The 17,267-nt window shown below is 47.8% G+C and carries 13 protein-coding genes and 3 pseudogenes; 5 read left to right on the top strand and 11 right to left on the bottom strand.

The genetic code is table 11. The annotated features are described in order from the left end of the window. Both QD47_RS16205 and QD47_RS16210 read right to left on the bottom strand, forming a co-directional pair. Nucleotides 1-541, bottom strand: a pseudogene (locus QD47_RS16205) (esterase); the annotation flags it as partial. 302 nt (nucleotides 542-843) lie between these two features. After that, entirely contained in the window at nucleotides 844-1,266 is a 423-nt protein-coding gene (locus QD47_RS16210; RefSeq protein WP_044647124.1) for a hypothetical protein, read from the bottom strand. A 168-nt stretch (nucleotides 1,267-1,434) separates the two neighbouring features. On the opposite strand from QD47_RS16210, the gene QD47_RS16215 reads away from it, so the two are divergent. The 4 genes and pseudogenes from QD47_RS16215 to QD47_RS16230 all read left to right on the top strand — a co-directional run. Then, nucleotides 1,435-1,842, top strand: a complete 408-nt coding sequence (locus QD47_RS16215; protein WP_044647125.1) for a CHRD domain-containing protein — start codon at nucleotides 1,435-1,437, stop codon at nucleotides 1,840-1,842. Nucleotides 1,843-1,971: 129 nt separating this feature from the next. Next, entirely contained in the window at nucleotides 1,972-3,087 is a 1,116-nt protein-coding gene (locus QD47_RS16220) for an acyltransferase (protein ID WP_082067203.1), read from the top strand. A gap of 112 nt (nucleotides 3,088-3,199) precedes the next feature. Beyond that, nucleotides 3,200-3,892: pseudogene (locus QD47_RS16225) on the top strand (response regulator transcription factor); the annotation flags it as partial. Then, nucleotides 3,867-4,874, top strand: a pseudogene (locus tag QD47_RS16230) (sensor histidine kinase); the annotation flags it as partial. The pseudogenes QD47_RS16225 and QD47_RS16230, both read left to right, overlap by 26 nt. Before the next feature lie 89 nt (nucleotides 4,875-4,963). On the opposite strand, the gene QD47_RS16235 reads toward QD47_RS16230, so the two are convergent. The 5 genes from QD47_RS16235 to QD47_RS16255 all read right to left on the bottom strand — a co-directional run bounded on the left by QD47_RS16235 (nucleotide 4,964) and on the right by QD47_RS16255 (nucleotide 11,851). Continuing rightward, the gene (locus tag QD47_RS16235) at nucleotides 4,964-6,388 is read right to left on the bottom strand and encodes a glycoside hydrolase family 1 protein (protein ID WP_044647126.1); all 1,425 of its coding nucleotides are present in this window, start codon (nucleotides 6,386-6,388) and stop codon (nucleotides 4,964-4,966) included. Nucleotides 6,389-6,407: 19 nt separating this feature from the next. After that, entirely contained in the window at nucleotides 6,408-8,297 is a 1,890-nt protein-coding gene (locus QD47_RS16240; protein WP_044647127.1) for a beta-glucoside-specific PTS transporter subunit IIABC, read from the bottom strand. A gap of 116 nt (nucleotides 8,298-8,413) precedes the next feature. Further along, nucleotides 8,414-9,256 (bottom strand): BglG family transcription antiterminator LicT, encoded by an 843-nt coding sequence (gene licT / locus QD47_RS16245; protein ID WP_044647128.1) that lies wholly within the window; start codon nucleotides 9,254-9,256, stop codon nucleotides 8,414-8,416. Between the two features lie 259 nt (nucleotides 9,257-9,515). After that, nucleotides 9,516-10,370: a DMT family transporter gene (locus QD47_RS16250; protein ID WP_044647129.1), complete on the bottom strand. Its 855-nt coding sequence runs from the start codon at nucleotides 10,368-10,370 to the stop codon at nucleotides 9,516-9,518. Between the two features lie 17 nt (nucleotides 10,371-10,387). Then, a complete protein-coding gene (locus tag QD47_RS16255; protein ID WP_044647130.1) occupies nucleotides 10,388-11,851 on the bottom strand; it encodes a glycoside hydrolase family 1 protein in 1,464 nt (487 codons plus the stop codon). A gap of 155 nt (nucleotides 11,852-12,006) precedes the next feature. Between QD47_RS16255 and QD47_RS16260 the strand changes: the two genes are divergently transcribed. Beyond that, nucleotides 12,007-12,984: a LacI family DNA-binding transcriptional regulator gene (locus QD47_RS16260; RefSeq protein WP_044647131.1), complete on the top strand. Its 978-nt coding sequence runs from the start codon at nucleotides 12,007-12,009 to the stop codon at nucleotides 12,982-12,984. Nucleotides 12,985-13,010: 26 nt separating this feature from the next. Here the strand turns inward: QD47_RS16260 and QD47_RS16265 are convergent, their stop codons facing one another. The 4 genes from QD47_RS16265 to QD47_RS16280 all read right to left on the bottom strand — a co-directional run bounded on the left by QD47_RS16265 (nucleotide 13,011) and on the right by QD47_RS16280 (nucleotide 17,257). Beyond that, a complete protein-coding gene (locus QD47_RS16265) occupies nucleotides 13,011-13,766 on the bottom strand; it encodes a LutC/YkgG family protein (RefSeq protein WP_044647132.1) in 756 nt (251 codons plus the stop codon). Beyond that, entirely contained in the window at nucleotides 13,759-15,279 is a 1,521-nt protein-coding gene (locus QD47_RS16270) for a LutB/LldF family L-lactate oxidation iron-sulfur protein (protein WP_044647133.1), read from the bottom strand. Before QD47_RS16270 ends, QD47_RS16265 begins: the two co-directional genes overlap by 8 nt. After that, on the bottom strand, nucleotides 15,276-16,004 hold the full coding sequence (locus QD47_RS16275; protein WP_044647134.1) for a (Fe-S)-binding protein: 729 nt from the start codon (nucleotides 16,002-16,004) through the stop codon (nucleotides 15,276-15,278). The genes QD47_RS16270 and QD47_RS16275 overlap by 4 nt, the downstream gene beginning before the upstream one ends. 494 nt (nucleotides 16,005-16,498) lie before the next feature. Then, the gene (locus tag QD47_RS16280) at nucleotides 16,499-17,257 is read right to left on the bottom strand and encodes a DeoR/GlpR family DNA-binding transcription regulator (RefSeq protein WP_044647135.1); all 759 of its coding nucleotides are present in this window, start codon (nucleotides 17,255-17,257) and stop codon (nucleotides 16,499-16,501) included. Nucleotides 17,258-17,267 lie beyond the last annotated feature (10 nt).

Here is a 17,267-nt window from a genome sequence, read left to right on the forward strand (position 1 = left end):
TCGTAACGGGGTTATTAGACAATCGCCTGATTTCCAATGCACTTATTGCAAAAGAGGTTCCCTCTTTACCTTCTGTAATCAGCAAATTCAATTGTCCGTCCGTCACGGGAATTTGAAAACGATCCTTTGCCCCGTCGCCCGTCATGTTGATAACCTGATACACTCCCTCGGCGGCAACGCTCGCTCGGGTCGTATTCCCTAACGTGACCGACACCTCATATAGCCCTGGAGCAAGATCCACATCAAATGTATTCTCGCTTTTCGTACCAGTTGTCAGAAACCGTACCGCATCACTAGCGACGCCAGTACCCGATGCTCCCACATTACGTACGTTCTCGGGTGTACGAAATCCGTAACCGCGCGTCGCATCGTATCGCAGGGATGCACTCACCCCGGTATAGCCTGATTCCACTGGCCCCGCGCCAAAATCAAATTTATAATCGCCAGCCGCTCCATACGCAGGTGTTGTCCCATTCAAGCCCGGCGTACTACATAATAAAGCGACCAAAAGCATACTGGTCATTCCTTTCATCCACTTCATATCATCATTCCTCCTCCAAAAAAGTAGAATAGTCCAAGAGCCTTTCAACATTTGTAAGCGCATACAAAAAATCGTGTTCTTTTACCTCATAGATACAGGTTTGTACCCATTTGATTCCTATGCAGACGAAGGCCTGCTTATTCTTCCCATCACTCCCTTTCAAAGAAATCACACTCTTAAACATTATAGAATAAATGGGTATATTATGTAAATATCACAATGAATAAGCCCCGCACATATTCACCTGCGGGGCCTCGTACAGAAAGAACCTTTTTAAATCTAATTGTGCATAATCCATTACATTAGTCTCCAACCAAAATACCATCGAAGCTCTCTGGACCTACCCGTATCGTACCCAGCAGGTTCGAAGAAACAAAAGCGGTGTACACCAACTGTGGCGTAATCGGCGGGTTAAAGTCATCAGCCGAGAACGCGATGACCTGAGGAGCCAATATACTTAAGCCGAACGTAGACGTTGCCGAATAAACGAGAGGATCGGTTGGCAAGGTACCTCTTACAATACTGATCGTAATTCCTACTAAAGCCAGTGGCAGTTGAACCGACAGAGTACCTTTAAGCAGAACCCGCGGCGTGCCTGTAATTCCCATTGTGTTTAATCCGATCTGCCCAAACAATTGCGGCGTATTTAAAACGGTGATCGGAATGGAGATAGAGTTAGCTGTCGAAGCATTTTGAGATGTTCTTCCATCTATAAATGTTCCCATGTTTCCCCCCCTTTCTCTACCAGATACTCATAGTCTATGAAAAAAAGACTTATATGCTTGGACTAAATAATTTGCTAAACACACAACTTTCTCTTTATAGGCGAATGTACAGCCCTTTCCCTGGCCCCATGAATACACTAAACCAACACTGGGAAAAGGAGCGATGTAATGTCTACGTTTAAAGCCACTCTAAGGGGGAGTCATGAAGTACCTCCTGTCAGAACAAATGCCACGGGAAATGCGGAGTTTCATTACCATAAGGAACGTCGGCAATTAAAATTCGAACTTACTGTATGCAATATTTCACGGGTAACCCAAGCGGATATTCATCTGGGACGCAGCGGTGAAAATGGTCCGGTCGTAGCTGTCTTGTTCGGCCCTTCAAAATTTGGAATCACGGTCAAAAGAGGCGTTGTTAGCGGCATGCTGCGCGCATGTGACCTCGTCGGTCCACTCAGAGGCAGAACCATTTATGATTTAGTTTGCCAAATCAGAGAAGGCAATGCTTACGTTAATGTCCACACCGTTCGGCATCCAGATGGAGCCATTCGCGGACAGATCAGACGTTGCAAGTAGCCATCGTATGACGAAAATTAAATATGAAAAAGAACTTTCATAGCCATCTTGAAGTGCAAATTATGCACCTTTCATGTGGAATGAAAGTTCTTTTTTTTGCCTTTCCCCATTAATTCTTAACAAAAGTTAATACATGCCACCTCTTACGCAACCGTTCAACTTACAGATTCCAGCTTATATGTTGTGTATAATGCGCTCAATGTGCTCATGAAGTACGGCACCCCCGTATTTATCGCTCTAAGCAGCATGGTATTGTTCTACAACTATAAGGATCGTCCCATGGGACGAGAGCTGCTGATCCGCTTTTATAAACAGAGATTACGGTATATTCTCCTGCCTTATATTATGTTTTCTATATTTTATTTCGTCCTGTCCCTTGCCGCTGGCAGCTCTGAGACATGGAGTGTAACCGCACTGTCGGAAAGCTTTGCAGTGAAGCTGGCAACAGGCAAGTCGTATACGCATTTGTACTATATTTTTATCATGATGCAGTTGTATCTCGTATTCCCATGGGTATTGTGGCTGTTCCAACGTTACCGGAATGTACCTCAATGGTCTGTGGTCATTGGACTGCTGATACAGTGGTCGTTCGTGATTGGCAACAAATTCATATTTCAGGTGCAAAATAAAGGAAGCTGGGCTTTGTCATATATGGCCTGCTACATGCTGGGAGCTGCCCTTGGCTACTACTATCCGCAGCTCAAATCGTGGTTCCTGATGCGTAAGGGAGAAAGAAGCTTTACCGGGATGCTGACATGGATCGGGGTATGGGCTTTATGGCTGATTTCGGCCACCGTACATGTCTACATGTGGTACGAAAGAAGAATGTATGGAACGTCGTATAATTCCTTGATATTCGAGCTTGTGTACAATATGTACAGCATGTCCAGCGTGTTGGTTTTGCTACAGGTCTCCTTTCTGATGTATCGGCAAAAACATGCCTTTGTCACCCGTAAACTGGATTGCTTGGGCGCATTATCTTTTGGAGTGTACCTGATTCACCCGTTTTTCCTGCTGCTGTATCGGCAGTTTTCGCCCCATATCGGTTCACCGCTGCTCATTCATGTATGGTATGCCGGAGAGTTTCTCTTTGCACTCATTTGTTCTTGGGTCGTCGTTTCGGTCACAGCACGCCTCCTACCCTTCGCCTGGATATTCTTTGGTCAGTTACCGGGAATGCGAAAAAAGCAATCCGATCAAGGGGAACGTATTTCTTCACCGGAAGCAATGCTATCTAAGGGCTGATCATGGAAAACAAACAAGCAGAGCAGTGGGTTCAATAGCCCGGGTGTTCAAAAAGGTATATAATACGGCCCATATTGTACACTGCTTGAAAGAACAGAAAGGAAGCGCAATCATGCATAACGGAACGATTTTATTGGTTGACGACGAACCCGAAATTATTAAACTGATGCAAATTTATTTGGAAAATGAAGGCTACCGCCTGCTGACCGCCCGTGACGGTCTGGAAGCCTTGGAGCAGGTTAGCCGGGAAACGGTGGATGTGATGGTGCTGGACATCATGATGCCCAATATGGACGGGATTGAAGCCTGTATGAAAATCAGGGAAACCGAGCATTTTCCGATTATTATGCTGTCCGCCAAAGGACAAGACATGGACAAAATTACGGGCCTTAGCGTCGGAGCCGACGATTATGTGACCAAGCCATTTAGTCCGCTGGAGCTGGTAGCACGTGTCAAATCACAGCTACGCAGAATACGAAAATACACCCAGTCTTCCGCTGTGCTGGAGCATGAAATGGTATTGGATGAGCTATCCATTAACTCTGCCACTCACGAGGTTACTCTCGCTGGAGAGCCGATTAAGCTGACCCCGCGCGAATTTGCTATCGTTGAGCTATTGGCCCGTAATCGCGGTCAGGTGTTGAGCATGGAGCAGATTTATGAAAAAGTGTGGAAGGAGCAATATCTGGAATCCAATAACACGCTAATGGTCCATGTACGCAAAATTCGTGAGAAGATTGAGACGGACCCGAGAAAACCCAAATACCTGAAAACCGTGTGGGGCATCTTTGCTATTGTGGCTAAACCCTTCGCGTTCGTTTTTTGGCACTCGTCTGATTCGCTGGGCTGTGAACAACATTGGTTCTCCAGTGATCATGATCATTGGCGGATTACCATTGTATGTGTATTTCTTTTTCCGCTTTACCAAAAATACGATTGGCTATTTACGCGAAATTACGACCGGTATGCAGGAATTCGCAGACGGGCATCTGTCCTACTCGATTCCCGTTTCTTCGGCGGATGAGCTGGGGACGCTGGCGAAAAATATGAACACCATGGCGGACAAGCTCCGTCTCTCTATGGAAGAGGAACGGGCTTCCGCCAAAGCCAAAAACGACCTGATTACGGGCGTATCCCATGATCTTCGCACCCCGCTCACATCTGTAATCGGTTTTCTGGAATATATCGAAACCGACCGCTACCGGGACGAAATTGAGCTGCGCTACTATGTGAACATTGCCTATGAAAAATCGCTGACGCTTAAAAAGCTGATCGACGAGCTGTTTGAATATACACGCGTGAGCGGCGGCAGTCTGCCACTGGAGCTGGAGCCTGTAGACCTTGGCAAATTGCTTACCCAGTTGGCCGAGGAATTTGTCCCTTCACTGGAACAGGCGGACATGACCTACCGCGTGCGAATTGTCGAGCCCGTGCGGATTTTGGCCGATACGGACGAGCTGGTGCGTCTGTATGAAAATCTGTTTTCCAACGCGATTCGGTATGGAAAAGATGGCAAGCGTCTGGATATTACGGTGGGACGCGAGGGCGACGAGGCTGTGGTCATCTGCACAAATTACGGGACTCCGATCCATGCAAAAGATGTGCCGCATCTGTTTGAACGTTTTTACCGGGTCGACAAATCACGTTCCAAGCAAACCGGTGGCACCGGGCTGGGGCTTGCGATTACAAAAAGCATTACCGAGTTGCACGATGGCAGCATTTCGGTTCGAAGTAGCCGCAGGCAGACGGATTTTGAAACTCGCTTCCCACTCTATCATGCTCGGTAGTCCATAAACAAACGAACCAGCCATAGATTGTATCTCTGGCCGATTCGTTCCTGACTTTTATGGAATTAAGGATTGTATCCCTTTATTTTTTAGGATTCGAACAATACCTCCCCGTTAGATTCGATAATCTTTTGGTACCAATAGAAGCTGTTCTTTTTTCTTCTATCCAGTGTACCCGAACCATCGTTGTTTTTGTCCACATAGATAAAGCCGTACCTTTTTTTCATTTCTCCGGTTCCTGCGCTGACAATGTCAATTGGACCCCACCAGGTATAGCCAAGCACTTCGCAGCCATCCTCAATAGCTTCATACAGCTGGATCAGATGCTTGTTCAGATAATCCACTCGCTCTGGATCATGAATTGAACCGTCTTCCAGAATTTCATCATGACTGCCGTAGCCGTTCTCTACCACAAATAGAGGCTTCTGGTAACGATCGTACATTTCATTACACACATAGCGGAAGCCTTTTGGGTCAATCGGCCATCCCCATGGTGTTTTTTCCAAATAGGGATTGTCGAGTCCCATAATTCCCCCTGTATTGCCCAGGATGGGCATACCTGCTTTATGCGTCGTACTTCGATAATAGCTAAATCCCAAATAATCAGCCGTATGCTCTCGCAGTAATTGTTCATCGCCGGGCTCCATTTGAACCATGATGTTATGCTCTTTCCAGATCCGTTTGGCATAGCTTGGATAATAGCCTCTAAGGATCACATCGGAATAAAATAAGGATCTTCTTCTCAGCTCATAGGCGTCAAACACATCGTCCGGATTGCAGGTATTCGGATAGATCGGACTCAGGGATAACATAGCGCCCATCATCGCGCCCGGGATAATTTCATGACACAGTTTAGTAGCCAGCGCGCTGGCAACGAAAACATGGTGACTGGCCTGATAAATCGTCGGCAGCTTGTGCTCATCGTCTTGAACGACAATGCCTCCTGCCGCCAAAGGAATCGTGTGAAAATGGTTGATTTCGTTGAAGTTCATCCAATATTTCACTTTGTTTTTATAACGTTTGAAGACAACTTCCGCATATTTTGTGTAGAATCCGATTAGCTCGCGGCTTTTCCAGCCTTCATATTTGCGGATCAGATTCAAGGGTAGCTCAAAGTGAGAAATGGTGATGACAGGCTCAATTCCATACTTCAATAGTTCATCAAACAAATCATCATAAAATTGCAGCCCTTTTTCATTCGGCTCGGCATCATCCCCATTCGGGAAGATTCGGGACCATGCAATGGAAGTCCGAAAGCATTTCATACCCATCTCCGCAAACAGAGCGATATCTTCTTTGTAACGATGGTAAAAATCAATCGCTTCATGGCTGGCATAATACTTGTTCTCATCAATCGTATCATCAAACGTTCCGCCTACAATGCCTCCCCGGAATGCATCGCTGATCGCTGGCCCTTTACCGTCCTCGTTCCATGCCCCTTCGGCCTGATTCGCCGCTATAGCACCACCCCACAGAAAATTCTCAGGAAAACTTTTGGCTATTTGTTCTGTCATGACTCATTTCCTCCTTTATTTAATGTATTGTGAGCAAAACACTTTGCAAATCTACGGATTTTTGCTGTGTTTGGGTAACCTTTTGGTAAGCGGTGCTGTTGGTAACAATAATCGGAGTGGTCAGGTCATAACCGGCTGCCTGGATTTTCGGAATATCAAATTCAAGCAGTAAATCTCCCCGTTCAATCCGTTGCCCTTGCTCCACATGCTTTGTGAAATAGTTGCCTTTCAGCTTAACCGTATCCAGTCCCACATGAATTAACAGATCCAGATGGTTGTCGGAGGTGATGGCTACTGCATGGCCGGTTCGGAATACGAGCGATACAACCCCGGAGACGGGTGAATATACCTTTCCTTCACTCGGTAAAATGGCTATCCCTTGTCCCATCGCTTCCGTAGAGAAGGCAGGATCAGGCACTTGACTAAGCGGAACAATTTCGCCATTTATAGGAGCATAGACATTCTCGGTGACTACGGTTTGTGCAGATTCAGGCTGTAAAGCAGTCTCGGATTTTTGAGGTTCCGTCTTTCCTGTCTCCGCAACCGTCGCCCCGTTTCCTTCATTGAAGCCCAGAATATAAGTTAATACAGTAGTAACCACGAATGAAATGGTGATGCTGATTAAATAAAAAGCAATGGTATTCGTAAAGAACGCCGGAATAGTCGTTATGGCCGGGAACACATAAGCAAGCACGGTCGTCTGGAAATGCCCGGCAATGGCTCCTCCGATCGTTCCCCCGATGACGGCGGCAATCATCGGTCTTTTCAGCTTCACGGACAACCCATAAACGATAGGCTCCGTGATACCTGCAAACAATGAAGGGAAGATAGATGATAGCGCATAAGCTTTCAGCTTTTTATCCTTGGCTTTCAGAAAGACTCCAAGAGCGACACCGGATTGGGCGAAGGTCGCGGAGGCCATCATGGGCCGGATTGTATCAAACCCTTTGAGGGAAAGATTGTTGATCATCGCAGGTGCAATTCCCCAGTGTAAGCCAAACATGACCAGGAAGGTCCAGCCGCCTCCCAGAATGGCCCCGGTCAACAGGCCGCTTTGTGTACTCAAAAATTCAATCCCATCCGCAATACCTTTGCCGGTGTACACTCCCAGCGGACCGATCACAATGGCGGTAAGCGGAACCATAATTAATAAGGAAACGAGCGGGACCATAAATAATTCAATGCTTTTCGGAACCACCCGCTTCAGGAACCGTTCCAGATATGAATACAGCCAAATGGCTAAAATAGCAGGAATAATGGAAGTCGTATAACTCATCAGGACAACGGGAATGTGGATAAAGGAAGATATATCCCCTGTGTTTTCCATCAGCTTGGTGAAGTTAGGCTCCAGCAAAGCGGCCATAATGGCGGCAGATACGATAGGCTGGGTTTTGAACGTTCTCGAAGCTGAAAACGCTAACATCAGTGGCAGGAAGTAAAACACACCGTTGCCTGCGGCAGCAAGGATAGCATAGGTGCTGGAGGCGCTGTCCAGCCACTCTAACTGCGTAAGAATAACCAGAATAGCTTTCAGCATCCCTGCACCAGCCAAAGCAGGTACAATCGGCTGGAAGATCGAGCTCATGACGGTAAAGGCTCGACTGATGAAATTACCTTCCTTTGAGATCTCCTCCTTCTCGTTGTTGCCGCTCTTTACCTGAAGGTTGTAATTGCCTGCAATCGCATCATAGACCTCGCTAACATGATTGCCGATGACCACCTGATATTGACCCCCGCTTTCTATCACGGAAATGACCCCGTCGGAATTTTCCAAAGCCTGTTTGTTGGCTTTTTGCTTGTCCTTGAGTGTGAATCTCAGACGGGTCATACAATGGTACAGATCACGGATATTTGCCTCTCCACCTACATTTGTTACAATGAATTTCGCTAATTCATCATGTTTGCTCATAACGCCTGCCTCCAATGCTCTCTGGTTGATATAAAAAAACCTGAGCAATCTCTGATACCAAAATGCACTTTAGTATCGAAATCACTCAGGTAATGCCCACGAATGGTAACACCCTGCTAGTTTTCAGTTCTGTTAACCAATCTCGAAATGTGGATCATAAGGTACATCATTTCATCATTGGTTAGTTTCTGTTCAAACTGCTTATTCACATAAACCCCTATTTTTTGTACGCATCTGTGCTCTTCCGGAAATTTGATTTTCAGGTCTTCAAACAAATTCATGTACTGTGGGTCTGCCGATTCATGGGCAAAAAGCCGCTGGGCAAAAAATTTAAGATGAGTTACAAATCGGTTATAATTCCATGAATCTTCATCAAACTCAACATTAAAGTGATATTTTACAATATCCATAATATCTTTGATGACTCTTGACGTTTTTAGCGTCAGATCAAGCTTCTGATTATCCAGGCGAGCGTTGACGAAATGCAGAGCAATAAACCCGGCTTCATTTTCATCGAACGTGATGTTGATCCTGTTACGGATCATCTCCAGCGCATGTTTTCCGATAGCGAATTCTTCGCGATAAAACCGCTTGATTTCCCATAGGAACCGGTTTTCAAACGGGGTTCCCCGATCATGCCGTTCAATAGCAAATGAAATATGGTCAATCAAGGCCAGATAAATATAATCACTAATGTCTCCGGCCAATCTCGGTCTGGCATACTCCACAATTTCATCTGCAATTTCAATACATTCCATCTTCACATCTTTCAGCAAATCCGCCAGCTTGGTGGACAGATCCTGAGTTTTAACTACAAACAGCTTGGTGATTTTCCGCTCATCGATGGTATCTCCCGGCTTCAGGTTAAATGCGATTCCATTCCCTGTCGCAATGACCTCTTGGGCGTCCTCTTCCTCTGCTAATACGACATTGTTGTTAAGCGCTTTCTTCAAAATCATGCGACCACCTGCTTTTATTTACTGGAAGGCCATTTTTTAAAGAGACTCTGTTAAAAAATGTGAATACACTAAAAAACCTGAACAGAACACCGCTTAATAGACGTTATCGCCCACTTACCGGAACTCCATTCAGGTTATGCCTAAAATAGTAACACCCTGAAATTATAAAATTCATTTTTGTAACCGTTTTCTTGACTTCATTATAATAGAGTTTCTTTTTCACTGTCAACCCTTTATTAAAAAAAGCCTTCCATTCCGCTTACTGCGGCTTCGGAGTCCCTGAACGATTCACAATCCAGATGCCCGTCAGTACTAAAAAAATGCCAAGCAAGGTAGCCGCTTTGAGTTCCTCGTGAAGAAAGATCCAGCCGGATACAACACCGATGATGGGAACCAGCAACAGTGTAACAGAAGCTTTACTTGCTTCCATTCTGGTGAGAATATGGGTCCACAGCAGGAATGCAAGAGCAGACGCCACAATGCCGGAAAATAAAATATAAAAAATCGACGCAGCGCTAAAATGCGGCTCCCATCGCTCAAACAACAGGGAATACAATAATAATCCGAGCGCACCGAACGCCATCTGCCAGGTCGTGAACTGGGTTTTATCGCAGTGCTGGAGCTGGAGCTTGATAATCAGGTTCGAAAGTGCCCATGCAATCGCCGAACTCACTCCAAGCAGCATGGCCCACAAATTACCGCCCAAATGAATGTCCATAGCAAATAACAGCCCCATGATGCCTGTAGCAATTCCAATCGTTTTGCGTGTATTGAGTCGCTCACCCGGAATAAGAAAATGCGCCATAATGGATAAAAATAACGGCATGCTGTACGTAAGCACAGAGGTTAAGCCAGCATTAATGTAGTTCAGGGATATCTGAATCGCAATATTAAAATAGGTAGTCTGGAGAATTCCGCAGAGTATATACCATTTCATCGTGTGCCTGTCAGGATAGGTAACTCGCTTCCAAAAGAGAATTCCGAACAGAAGCAGCGTGCCCGTGAGAAACCGGAGAGCCGCAAATTGGACGGGTTCAAAGGCTCCATTGCCCAATTTCATGATGACAAAATTAAAGCCCCAGATTAGGCATAAGAGCAGGCTCAAGCCTTTCATGCTTCATACGCCTCCGTTTAGAGCACTTCTCCGCCCGATTCTATCACTTTTTTATACCAGTCAAAGCTTTTTTTCTTGTAGCGGTTCAGTGTTCCGTTGCCCAGATCATCCTGATCGACGTAGACAAAGCCGTATCTCTTGGAGGCCTGTGAGGTTGAAGCACTGATCATGTCGATTGGGCCCCAGGCGGTATAGCCAAACAGGTCCACTCCATCCTCAATAGCTTCCCTCATTTGCTCGATATGTTTTTTCAGATAGTCGATACGGTAATCATCGTTAATCGTCCCGTCAGGACTCATTTGATCTGTCGCGCCCACGCCGTTTTCCGAGATGAACAGTGGCTTCTGGTAGCGGTCATACAGGTTGTTCAGCGCATAACGTAATCCTTTAGGATCAATTTGCCAGCCCCATTCGGACTGCTCCAGATAAGGATTTTTCACGCCGCCAATCAGATTTCCGCTTGCTTTGGCATGCTGGTCGGCAGTGGCGCTGGCATTGTTGGACATATAGTAGCTCAGGGATACGAAGTCCACGAGATTATCGCGCAGGATTTCATCATCGCCCGGTTCTTTATGCAGGACAACGCCTTTTTCCTTGAACATGCGTGCGGTATAGGACGGATAATACCCTCTGGCTTGTACATCGCTGAAAAAGAAGGACACTCGTTCTTCCTTTTGGCACTCAAGCACATCATCCGGATTGCAGGTATTCGGATAAAGCAACAGATAGCTGATCATGCACCCAATCCGGGAGTTTGGTATAATCTCATGACAGGCTTTGACTGCCAGCGCGCTGGCTATAAACTGGTGATGGGCAGATTGATACTTGTCCTGCTCCAGATTCGGGTGATTTTCTTCAATGATCCCAGCGCTGACAAACGGATGGTGTTTGACACAGTTCATTTCGTTAAACGTAATCCAGTATTTCACTTTATTCTTGTAGCGGGTAAATACGGTCTCGGCAAAACGGACGAAAAATTCAATCAGTTTCCGGTTTTTCCAGCCACCATACTCGGTGACAAGGTACAAAGGCATATCGTAATGGGTAAGTGAGATGACGGGTTCAATTCCTTTGGCCAGCAGGGCATCAAAAACCTTGTCATAGAATTGCAGCCCTTTCTCATTGGGTTCTGTCTCGTCGCCATTCGGAAAAATACGTGTCCAGGATATAGAGGTACGGAAGCATTTAAAACCCATCTCGGCCAGCAGATTAATATCTTCTTCATAACGGTGATAGAAATCATTTCCCCGACGCTTGGGATAATTTTTGGTGCTGTTTGGGTCCAATGCTTCCTTGACTTGGGCGTGGGTCATCATATGCCACTGATCCAGCCAGTGCTTTTTGTCGAGTGCCGGATCGAAGGTAAATACATCAGAAATGGAGAGCCCTCTCCCATCTACGTTGTAAGCACCTTCAATCTGCATGGCAGCGGCTGCACCGCCCCATAGAAAGTCCTTGGGAAATCCTTTTGCCTGTTCCATGTTGCATTCCTCCAGGTCGTATATAATTGGTTAAGAAGTATGACGGAACCTGTGTGCCTCAAATGCATCCCAGATTGCTGCATACGCTTTATGCTTTCATGCTACAATCTGGGATGCATTCCAGGTCAAGAACTAAATTTTTGGAGTTGAATTCCATGCATAATATTAAAAGAATTGCTGAAATCGCGGGAGTATCGACAAGTACCGTGTCTCGGGTGCTGAATCATCATCCTTATGTCAGTGAAGCTACGCGGACCAGGGTGATGGAAGTGATTCGGGAACTGGATTATATTCCGAATATTAATGCGGTGCAGTTAAAAGTGGGCCGTACCAAGGTCATCGGGATCATGACTCCAACGATTAACAATTATTACATGCAAATCATCAAGGGAGTATCCAATGCGGGTAAAAAGCAGGATTATCAAGTTCTCATCTACCAGACGGAGGAAAATCGGGATTTGGAGAGCGCGGCGTTAGAGCTATTGAGGCAGAAAAAAGTGGACGGACTCGTCATTCTGCGGCGTATGCTGGATTGGTCCGCTGTGAAACGTTATACCAAATATGGGCCGATTGTGACCTGCGAGCCATTAAAAAATAAAGATATTTCATCCATTTATCTCGACCATTATGAAGGATTTCGGATCGGATTAGAGCATTTGGCCGAGCTGGGATTTGAAAAAATCGCCTGCACCGTGGGCAGGAAAAACAGCGTAAACAGCCAAAGAAGACTCCAGGCCTATTATGACCTGCATGCGGCAAGGAAGCTGCCAGTGAATGAGGAGTGGTTGCTCAGCAGTATCCATACGGTGCAAGACGGAATGCGGGCGTTCGCCAAGCTGGAGTCGTTAAAGGAACGTCCACATGCCATCATGACCACCAACGATTTTGTGGCATGCGGTATTATCTCAGCCGCCCGCAGTAAGGGCTGGAATGTTCCAGAGGATTTGGCGGTGGTCGGTTTTGAAGCTGACGAAAGTCAGGTAGCCGACGCCATGGGACTGACTAATATTACAAATCCGTTGCAGCAAATCGGACAGGAGATGTTCCGTACGTTATATCAGCAATTGAACAGGCAGCCTTTGGAGCCTGCCCCGCTCGCTTTTGAGTTGAAGGTCCGCCAGTCTACCTGCTAAATCCATCTGCTAACTCCATCTACAAACTAACCAATTAACAACGTATAAACGATGCCCGGACCGTGTACTCCGATGGTCAGATCATTTTCAATATCCGACGAACGGCTGGGTCCGGTAATAAAATGAATCCCTGCGGGCAGTTGCTCACGTCCGACTTCGTCAAAGCGGCCTAAAATCTCGCCCAGCCGCGTCCGCAGACGCTCCAGCGGAAGGAGAATGATCAGCACGGTCGGCAGCAGACTGACCGCGCGGCCCTTCTCCGGTGAGGACAGCACCGCCACCGATCCGGTGTAGGCGGCGGCCTCATCGGCAATGACGATGCCGATATCCGCCTCGGCGGCGCGGGCCTTCCAGTCCTCGACTGGATCGGTGTTCCACACCGATAGACGGACTTCCGGCAGCGCCGATTCCAGCTGGAGCGCATCCAGATCCGGCTCATTCTGACGGATGATATAAGCCGCTCCCAGCTCTCGCGCCTTGCGCGCGATCCAGTCTGCCGTCTGCTCCAGATCCGGCAGACGCACGACATGCCCGCCAACACTTGTAAAGTTGGCGGTGAACTCTTCTATGCGCTGCTCCGCGCTCCATTCGAATTCGTGCCAGAATGCAGGTGCGCCGCGAAATGGCTGCACAGGTGGCTCCGTCTGTCGCGGACGCTTGAGCCGTGCCGCTATGTCATCCATAAAGCGTACCTGCTTGGCATGGGATTCTGTTTCCATTTGATGGAGCCACGCTTTATGGGCGGTCTTTGCTTGCGCAGAAGGTTTACTCTGTTCACTCATGCTGTCTGCCTCCTTTACTTCTATCTTCCAAAATCGTCTCCATTCGGCTACGAACGTCAGGCTGCATCACGTTACGTTCCTGCTCCAGTTCACGTTCCAGTGTGTTCCATTGCTGACGGAAGGACTTTTTCGCCAGAGAGGGGGCCACGCGGTACGTATTCCAGCCTTTTAGGGGACCAAGCTTAAGCGTAATTTCTCCCTTACGGACGACCACCTTCTGGGCAATCTGCCCCAGCCGAATCGCTACTGCGAATCGCTTCGAGCTGGAAACTACGGTCGCAAAGCCCTTCATTCCTGCTGCTTCCAGCTTATCTCCTTGTCCGGCCTCCACCTTGCGTCTGCGTAAATAAACCAGCATGTCGTGCAACGGTATTTTGACCGGGCAGGCTTCATAGCACGCACCACACAGGCTGGATGCACTTGCAATGTCGTTCCACTCATCGATGTTGCCGTGCAAGGCAGGCGTAAGTACCGCGCCAATAGGGCCGCTATAGGTCCCACCATACGCATGTCCGCCAATGTGACGATAAACCGGACAGGCATTTAGGCAAGCTCCGCAGCGAATGCAGTTCAGAAGCTCTTGAAACTCGGGATCGCCCAACTGAAGCGAACGTCCGTTATCTACGATGATGATGTGCATTTCCTCCGGTCCATCGGCATCCTGACTGCGCCGCGGGCCTGAAATACCGGACATATACATCGTCAGCTTCTGACCAGTAGCGGAGCGTGGCAGCAATGTAGCCATGACCTCCAGATCCGTCCATGATGGAATAATCCGTTCCATACCCATTAGCGTAATTTGCGTTTTGGGCAAAGTTGATACCATCCGCGCATTGCCTTCATTTTCGAACAGTACCATGGAACCCGTCTCCGCGATGGCAAAATTACAGCCTGTCATGCCAATATCCGCCTCCAGAAACTTTTCACGCAGCTTCTTGCGGACAAAACCAGCCAGAATCGTCGTATCCGCAGACAGTTCCTCCCCCGCTTCTTTGGACAGCAGTTCGGCAATCTGATAGCGGTTTTTGTGAATCGCCGGAATGACGATATGGGATGGGGCCTCGCCTGCAAGCTGAATAATATATTCACCGAGATCACTTTCAATCGTCTCGATATCCACGCCCTCCAGCGCCTGATTCAAATGTAGCTCTTCGGACACCATCGACTTGGATTTAACGACAGACCGGGCCTGATTGTGAGCAGCAATATCCAGCGTAATTCGTACGGCATCTGCGGCTGTCTCGGCAAAATGGATATGCACCCCGTTGGCCCGGGCATTGTCCACAAACAGGTTCAAATAATAGTCCAGATGGGCAATGGTATGCAACCGAATTTGACGGCCCCGCTCACGCCATTCCTCCCAATTTCCGTGCTGCTCTGAAGCCGCCAGCTTGCCGTTGCGCAAACGCTCGGTTGTGAAACGGACTGCATTCCGCAGAAAATCGTCGTTCAGGGCCAGCTCGGCACGTTTTTTGACCTTTTGGCTCATCGAATGTGAATATACAGCGGTCATGCGTGCTTCACCCCTTCATACAGCAGCTCGGCCAGATGCATAACCCGAACCGGCTCTTCCCGATACCGGAGATTTCCCGCAATGTTCATCAGGCAGGCCATATCCAGTCCAACCAGCACCTCGGCCTCCGTCTCCCTGATATGATCCACCTTTTCCGTCACCATGGCTCCCGAAATATCCGACATTTTTACCGCAAAAGTACCACCAAAGCCACAGCAATCCTCTGCAAAAGGAAGCGGCACCAGTTGCAAGCCCTTTACGCTGCCAAGTAGCTGCATCGGCTCCTCCTTCACGCCCAACAAACGGGTACCGTGGCAAGACGGATGGTAGGTTACGGTATGCGGAAAAGACGCGCCCACATCGGTCACGCCAAGCACCTGTACCATAAATTGCGTAAACTCATACGTCTTTTGCTCCAGTCGCCGCGCTGAGTCCAGCCATTCCGGCTCATCCTTGAACAACTCCGGGTAATGATGAATCATATAAGTGCATGAACCGGAGGGCGATACGACAAAGTCGCTGTCGTCAAACGCTTTCAAAATCGTTTTCGCTGCTGCCCTCGTTTCATCCCAGTAGCCGCTGTTATAGGACGGCTGTCCGCAGCATGTCTGCACCTTCGGAAAATCCAGTTGAACACCATATCTGGCAAGCAAGCGTGCCATCGCTTCCCCCACCTTGGGATAAATCGCATCACTCAGGCAGGTAATAAATAAAGATACCTTCATACGAGACACCCCTTCCGTCCATGGAATAGCTATTACTTTATAAATGAAAAGTTACCTTTAGTGCCACTGCGCAGTCGGATGGTGCTTCCCATCGCGATCGCTTCGCTTGTACAGCACCATTCCGTCTACTCCGTTTACGTGTACATTTTACGAGTTTAGTTTATTAGTATAGTAAGCGTTTTCTAATTACTTTGATGTTATACCGTTTGCATGTGGAGCGTCTGACCTGGTCCGTCGGCATTAGGTTTGAACCGACACCTACTCACTACAAAAAAAATCCACTTACGGAGGATACCAGCGGAGCGGTTCATTTGAATCTGGAGAAGCGTCAGCGATCGCCTAAAAGCTTTCCAAAGGAAAGCTCTCATCGTAAGCATAAGCTTGCAGTGGGATTCTCACCTATACATGTTTTACATCATCAGAGAATCCCGCTGCAACAGCGATCGTAAGATCAAATGAAGCGCGGAGCGCCCTCCACCTCGACATTTTTAAATTTATACAACCGTAACCGGAATCGACAACTCTGCCAAATGACTGCGAATGGGGTCCGACAACCGCGAGTCGGTAATAATCTCGGACACCTGCGACAATTTCACGACATGCGTAAACGCCTGCTGCCCAAATTTGCTCGCATCTGCCAGTAAAATCACGCGGTCTGCAATGCTGACCATTTTTTGCTTCAAACGGGCTTGCAGCTCATTCGATTCACTAATGCCCCGATCCAGATGGACCCCCTGGCTGGAGAAAAATAATTTATCCACATAATACGATTCCAACGAGCGCTCCGCGAGCGGGCCTACGAATGACAGTGAACGCTGTAGTAACTGTCCTCCGGTGGAAATGACCTCAATTTTTTCCTTACCCGCCAACTCTGTTGCTACACGGATCGAATTCGTCAATATCGTCAACGGAATATCCGGCAGAATAGACGCCATATACCAGGCCGTCGTGCTGGCATCCAGCAAAATACGATCATGCGGCTGAATCTGCTTTACCGCTTCCTCGGCAATCCGGCGCTTTTCCTCTGCGTTCATAATTTCCCGTACCGCATACGGCGTTTCGGGCTGCTCATTTTTGACGCTGACTGCTCCACCATGTGAACGGCGTAGCCGTCCCGCCTGCTCCAAACGGTCCAGATCGCGGCGGATCGTTTCCTCCGTTACTTTGCACAGCTCACTCAACTCCGACACACGGATGCTTCCTTTTTCATTGACGAGCTGTACGATCATCTCATATCTTTCTGCAACCAGCATGGCAATCTCA

This window comes from Paenibacillus terrae (assembly GCF_000943545.1).
In the GTDB taxonomy this organism is placed as follows: domain Bacteria; phylum Bacillota; class Bacilli; order Paenibacillales; family Paenibacillaceae; genus Paenibacillus; species Paenibacillus terrae_A.

Excerpts from the sequence above, each read along its gene's own strand:
- licT (WP_044647128.1), bottom strand. The coding sequence starts at position 9,256 with ATGATTTTGAAGAAAGCGCTTAACAACAATGTCGTATTAGCAGAGGAA.
- QD47_RS16280 (WP_044647135.1), bottom strand. The coding sequence starts at position 17,257 with ATGCTGGTTGCAGAAAGATATGAGATGATCGTACAGCTCGTCAATGAA.
- QD47_RS16255 (WP_044647130.1), bottom strand. The coding sequence starts at position 11,851 with ATGGAACAGGCAAAAGGATTTCCCAAGGACTTTCTATGGGGCGGTGCA.
- QD47_RS16215 (WP_044647125.1), top strand. The coding sequence starts at position 1,435 with ATGTCTACGTTTAAAGCCACTCTAAGGGGGAGTCATGAAGTACCTCCT.
- QD47_RS16235 (WP_044647126.1), bottom strand. The coding sequence starts at position 6,388 with ATGACAGAACAAATAGCCAAAAGTTTTCCTGAGAATTTTCTGTGGGGT.
- QD47_RS16210 (WP_044647124.1), bottom strand. The coding sequence starts at position 1,266 with ATGGGAACATTTATAGATGGAAGAACATCTCAAAATGCTTCGACAGCT.
- QD47_RS16275 (WP_044647134.1), bottom strand. The coding sequence starts at position 16,004 with ATGAAGGTATCTTTATTTATTACCTGCCTGAGTGATGCGATTTATCCC.
- QD47_RS16265 (WP_044647132.1), bottom strand. The coding sequence starts at position 13,766 with ATGAGTGAACAGAGTAAACCTTCTGCGCAAGCAAAGACCGCCCATAAA.
- QD47_RS16250 (WP_044647129.1), bottom strand. The coding sequence starts at position 10,370 with ATGAAAGGCTTGAGCCTGCTCTTATGCCTAATCTGGGGCTTTAATTTT.
- QD47_RS16270 (WP_044647133.1), bottom strand. The coding sequence starts at position 15,279 with ATGACCGCTGTATATTCACATTCGATGAGCCAAAAGGTCAAAAAACGT.
- QD47_RS16240 (WP_044647127.1), bottom strand. The coding sequence starts at position 8,297 with ATGAGCAAACATGATGAATTAGCGAAATTCATTGTAACAAATGTAGGT.
- QD47_RS16260 (WP_044647131.1), top strand. The coding sequence starts at position 12,007 with ATGCATAATATTAAAAGAATTGCTGAAATCGCGGGAGTATCGACAAGT.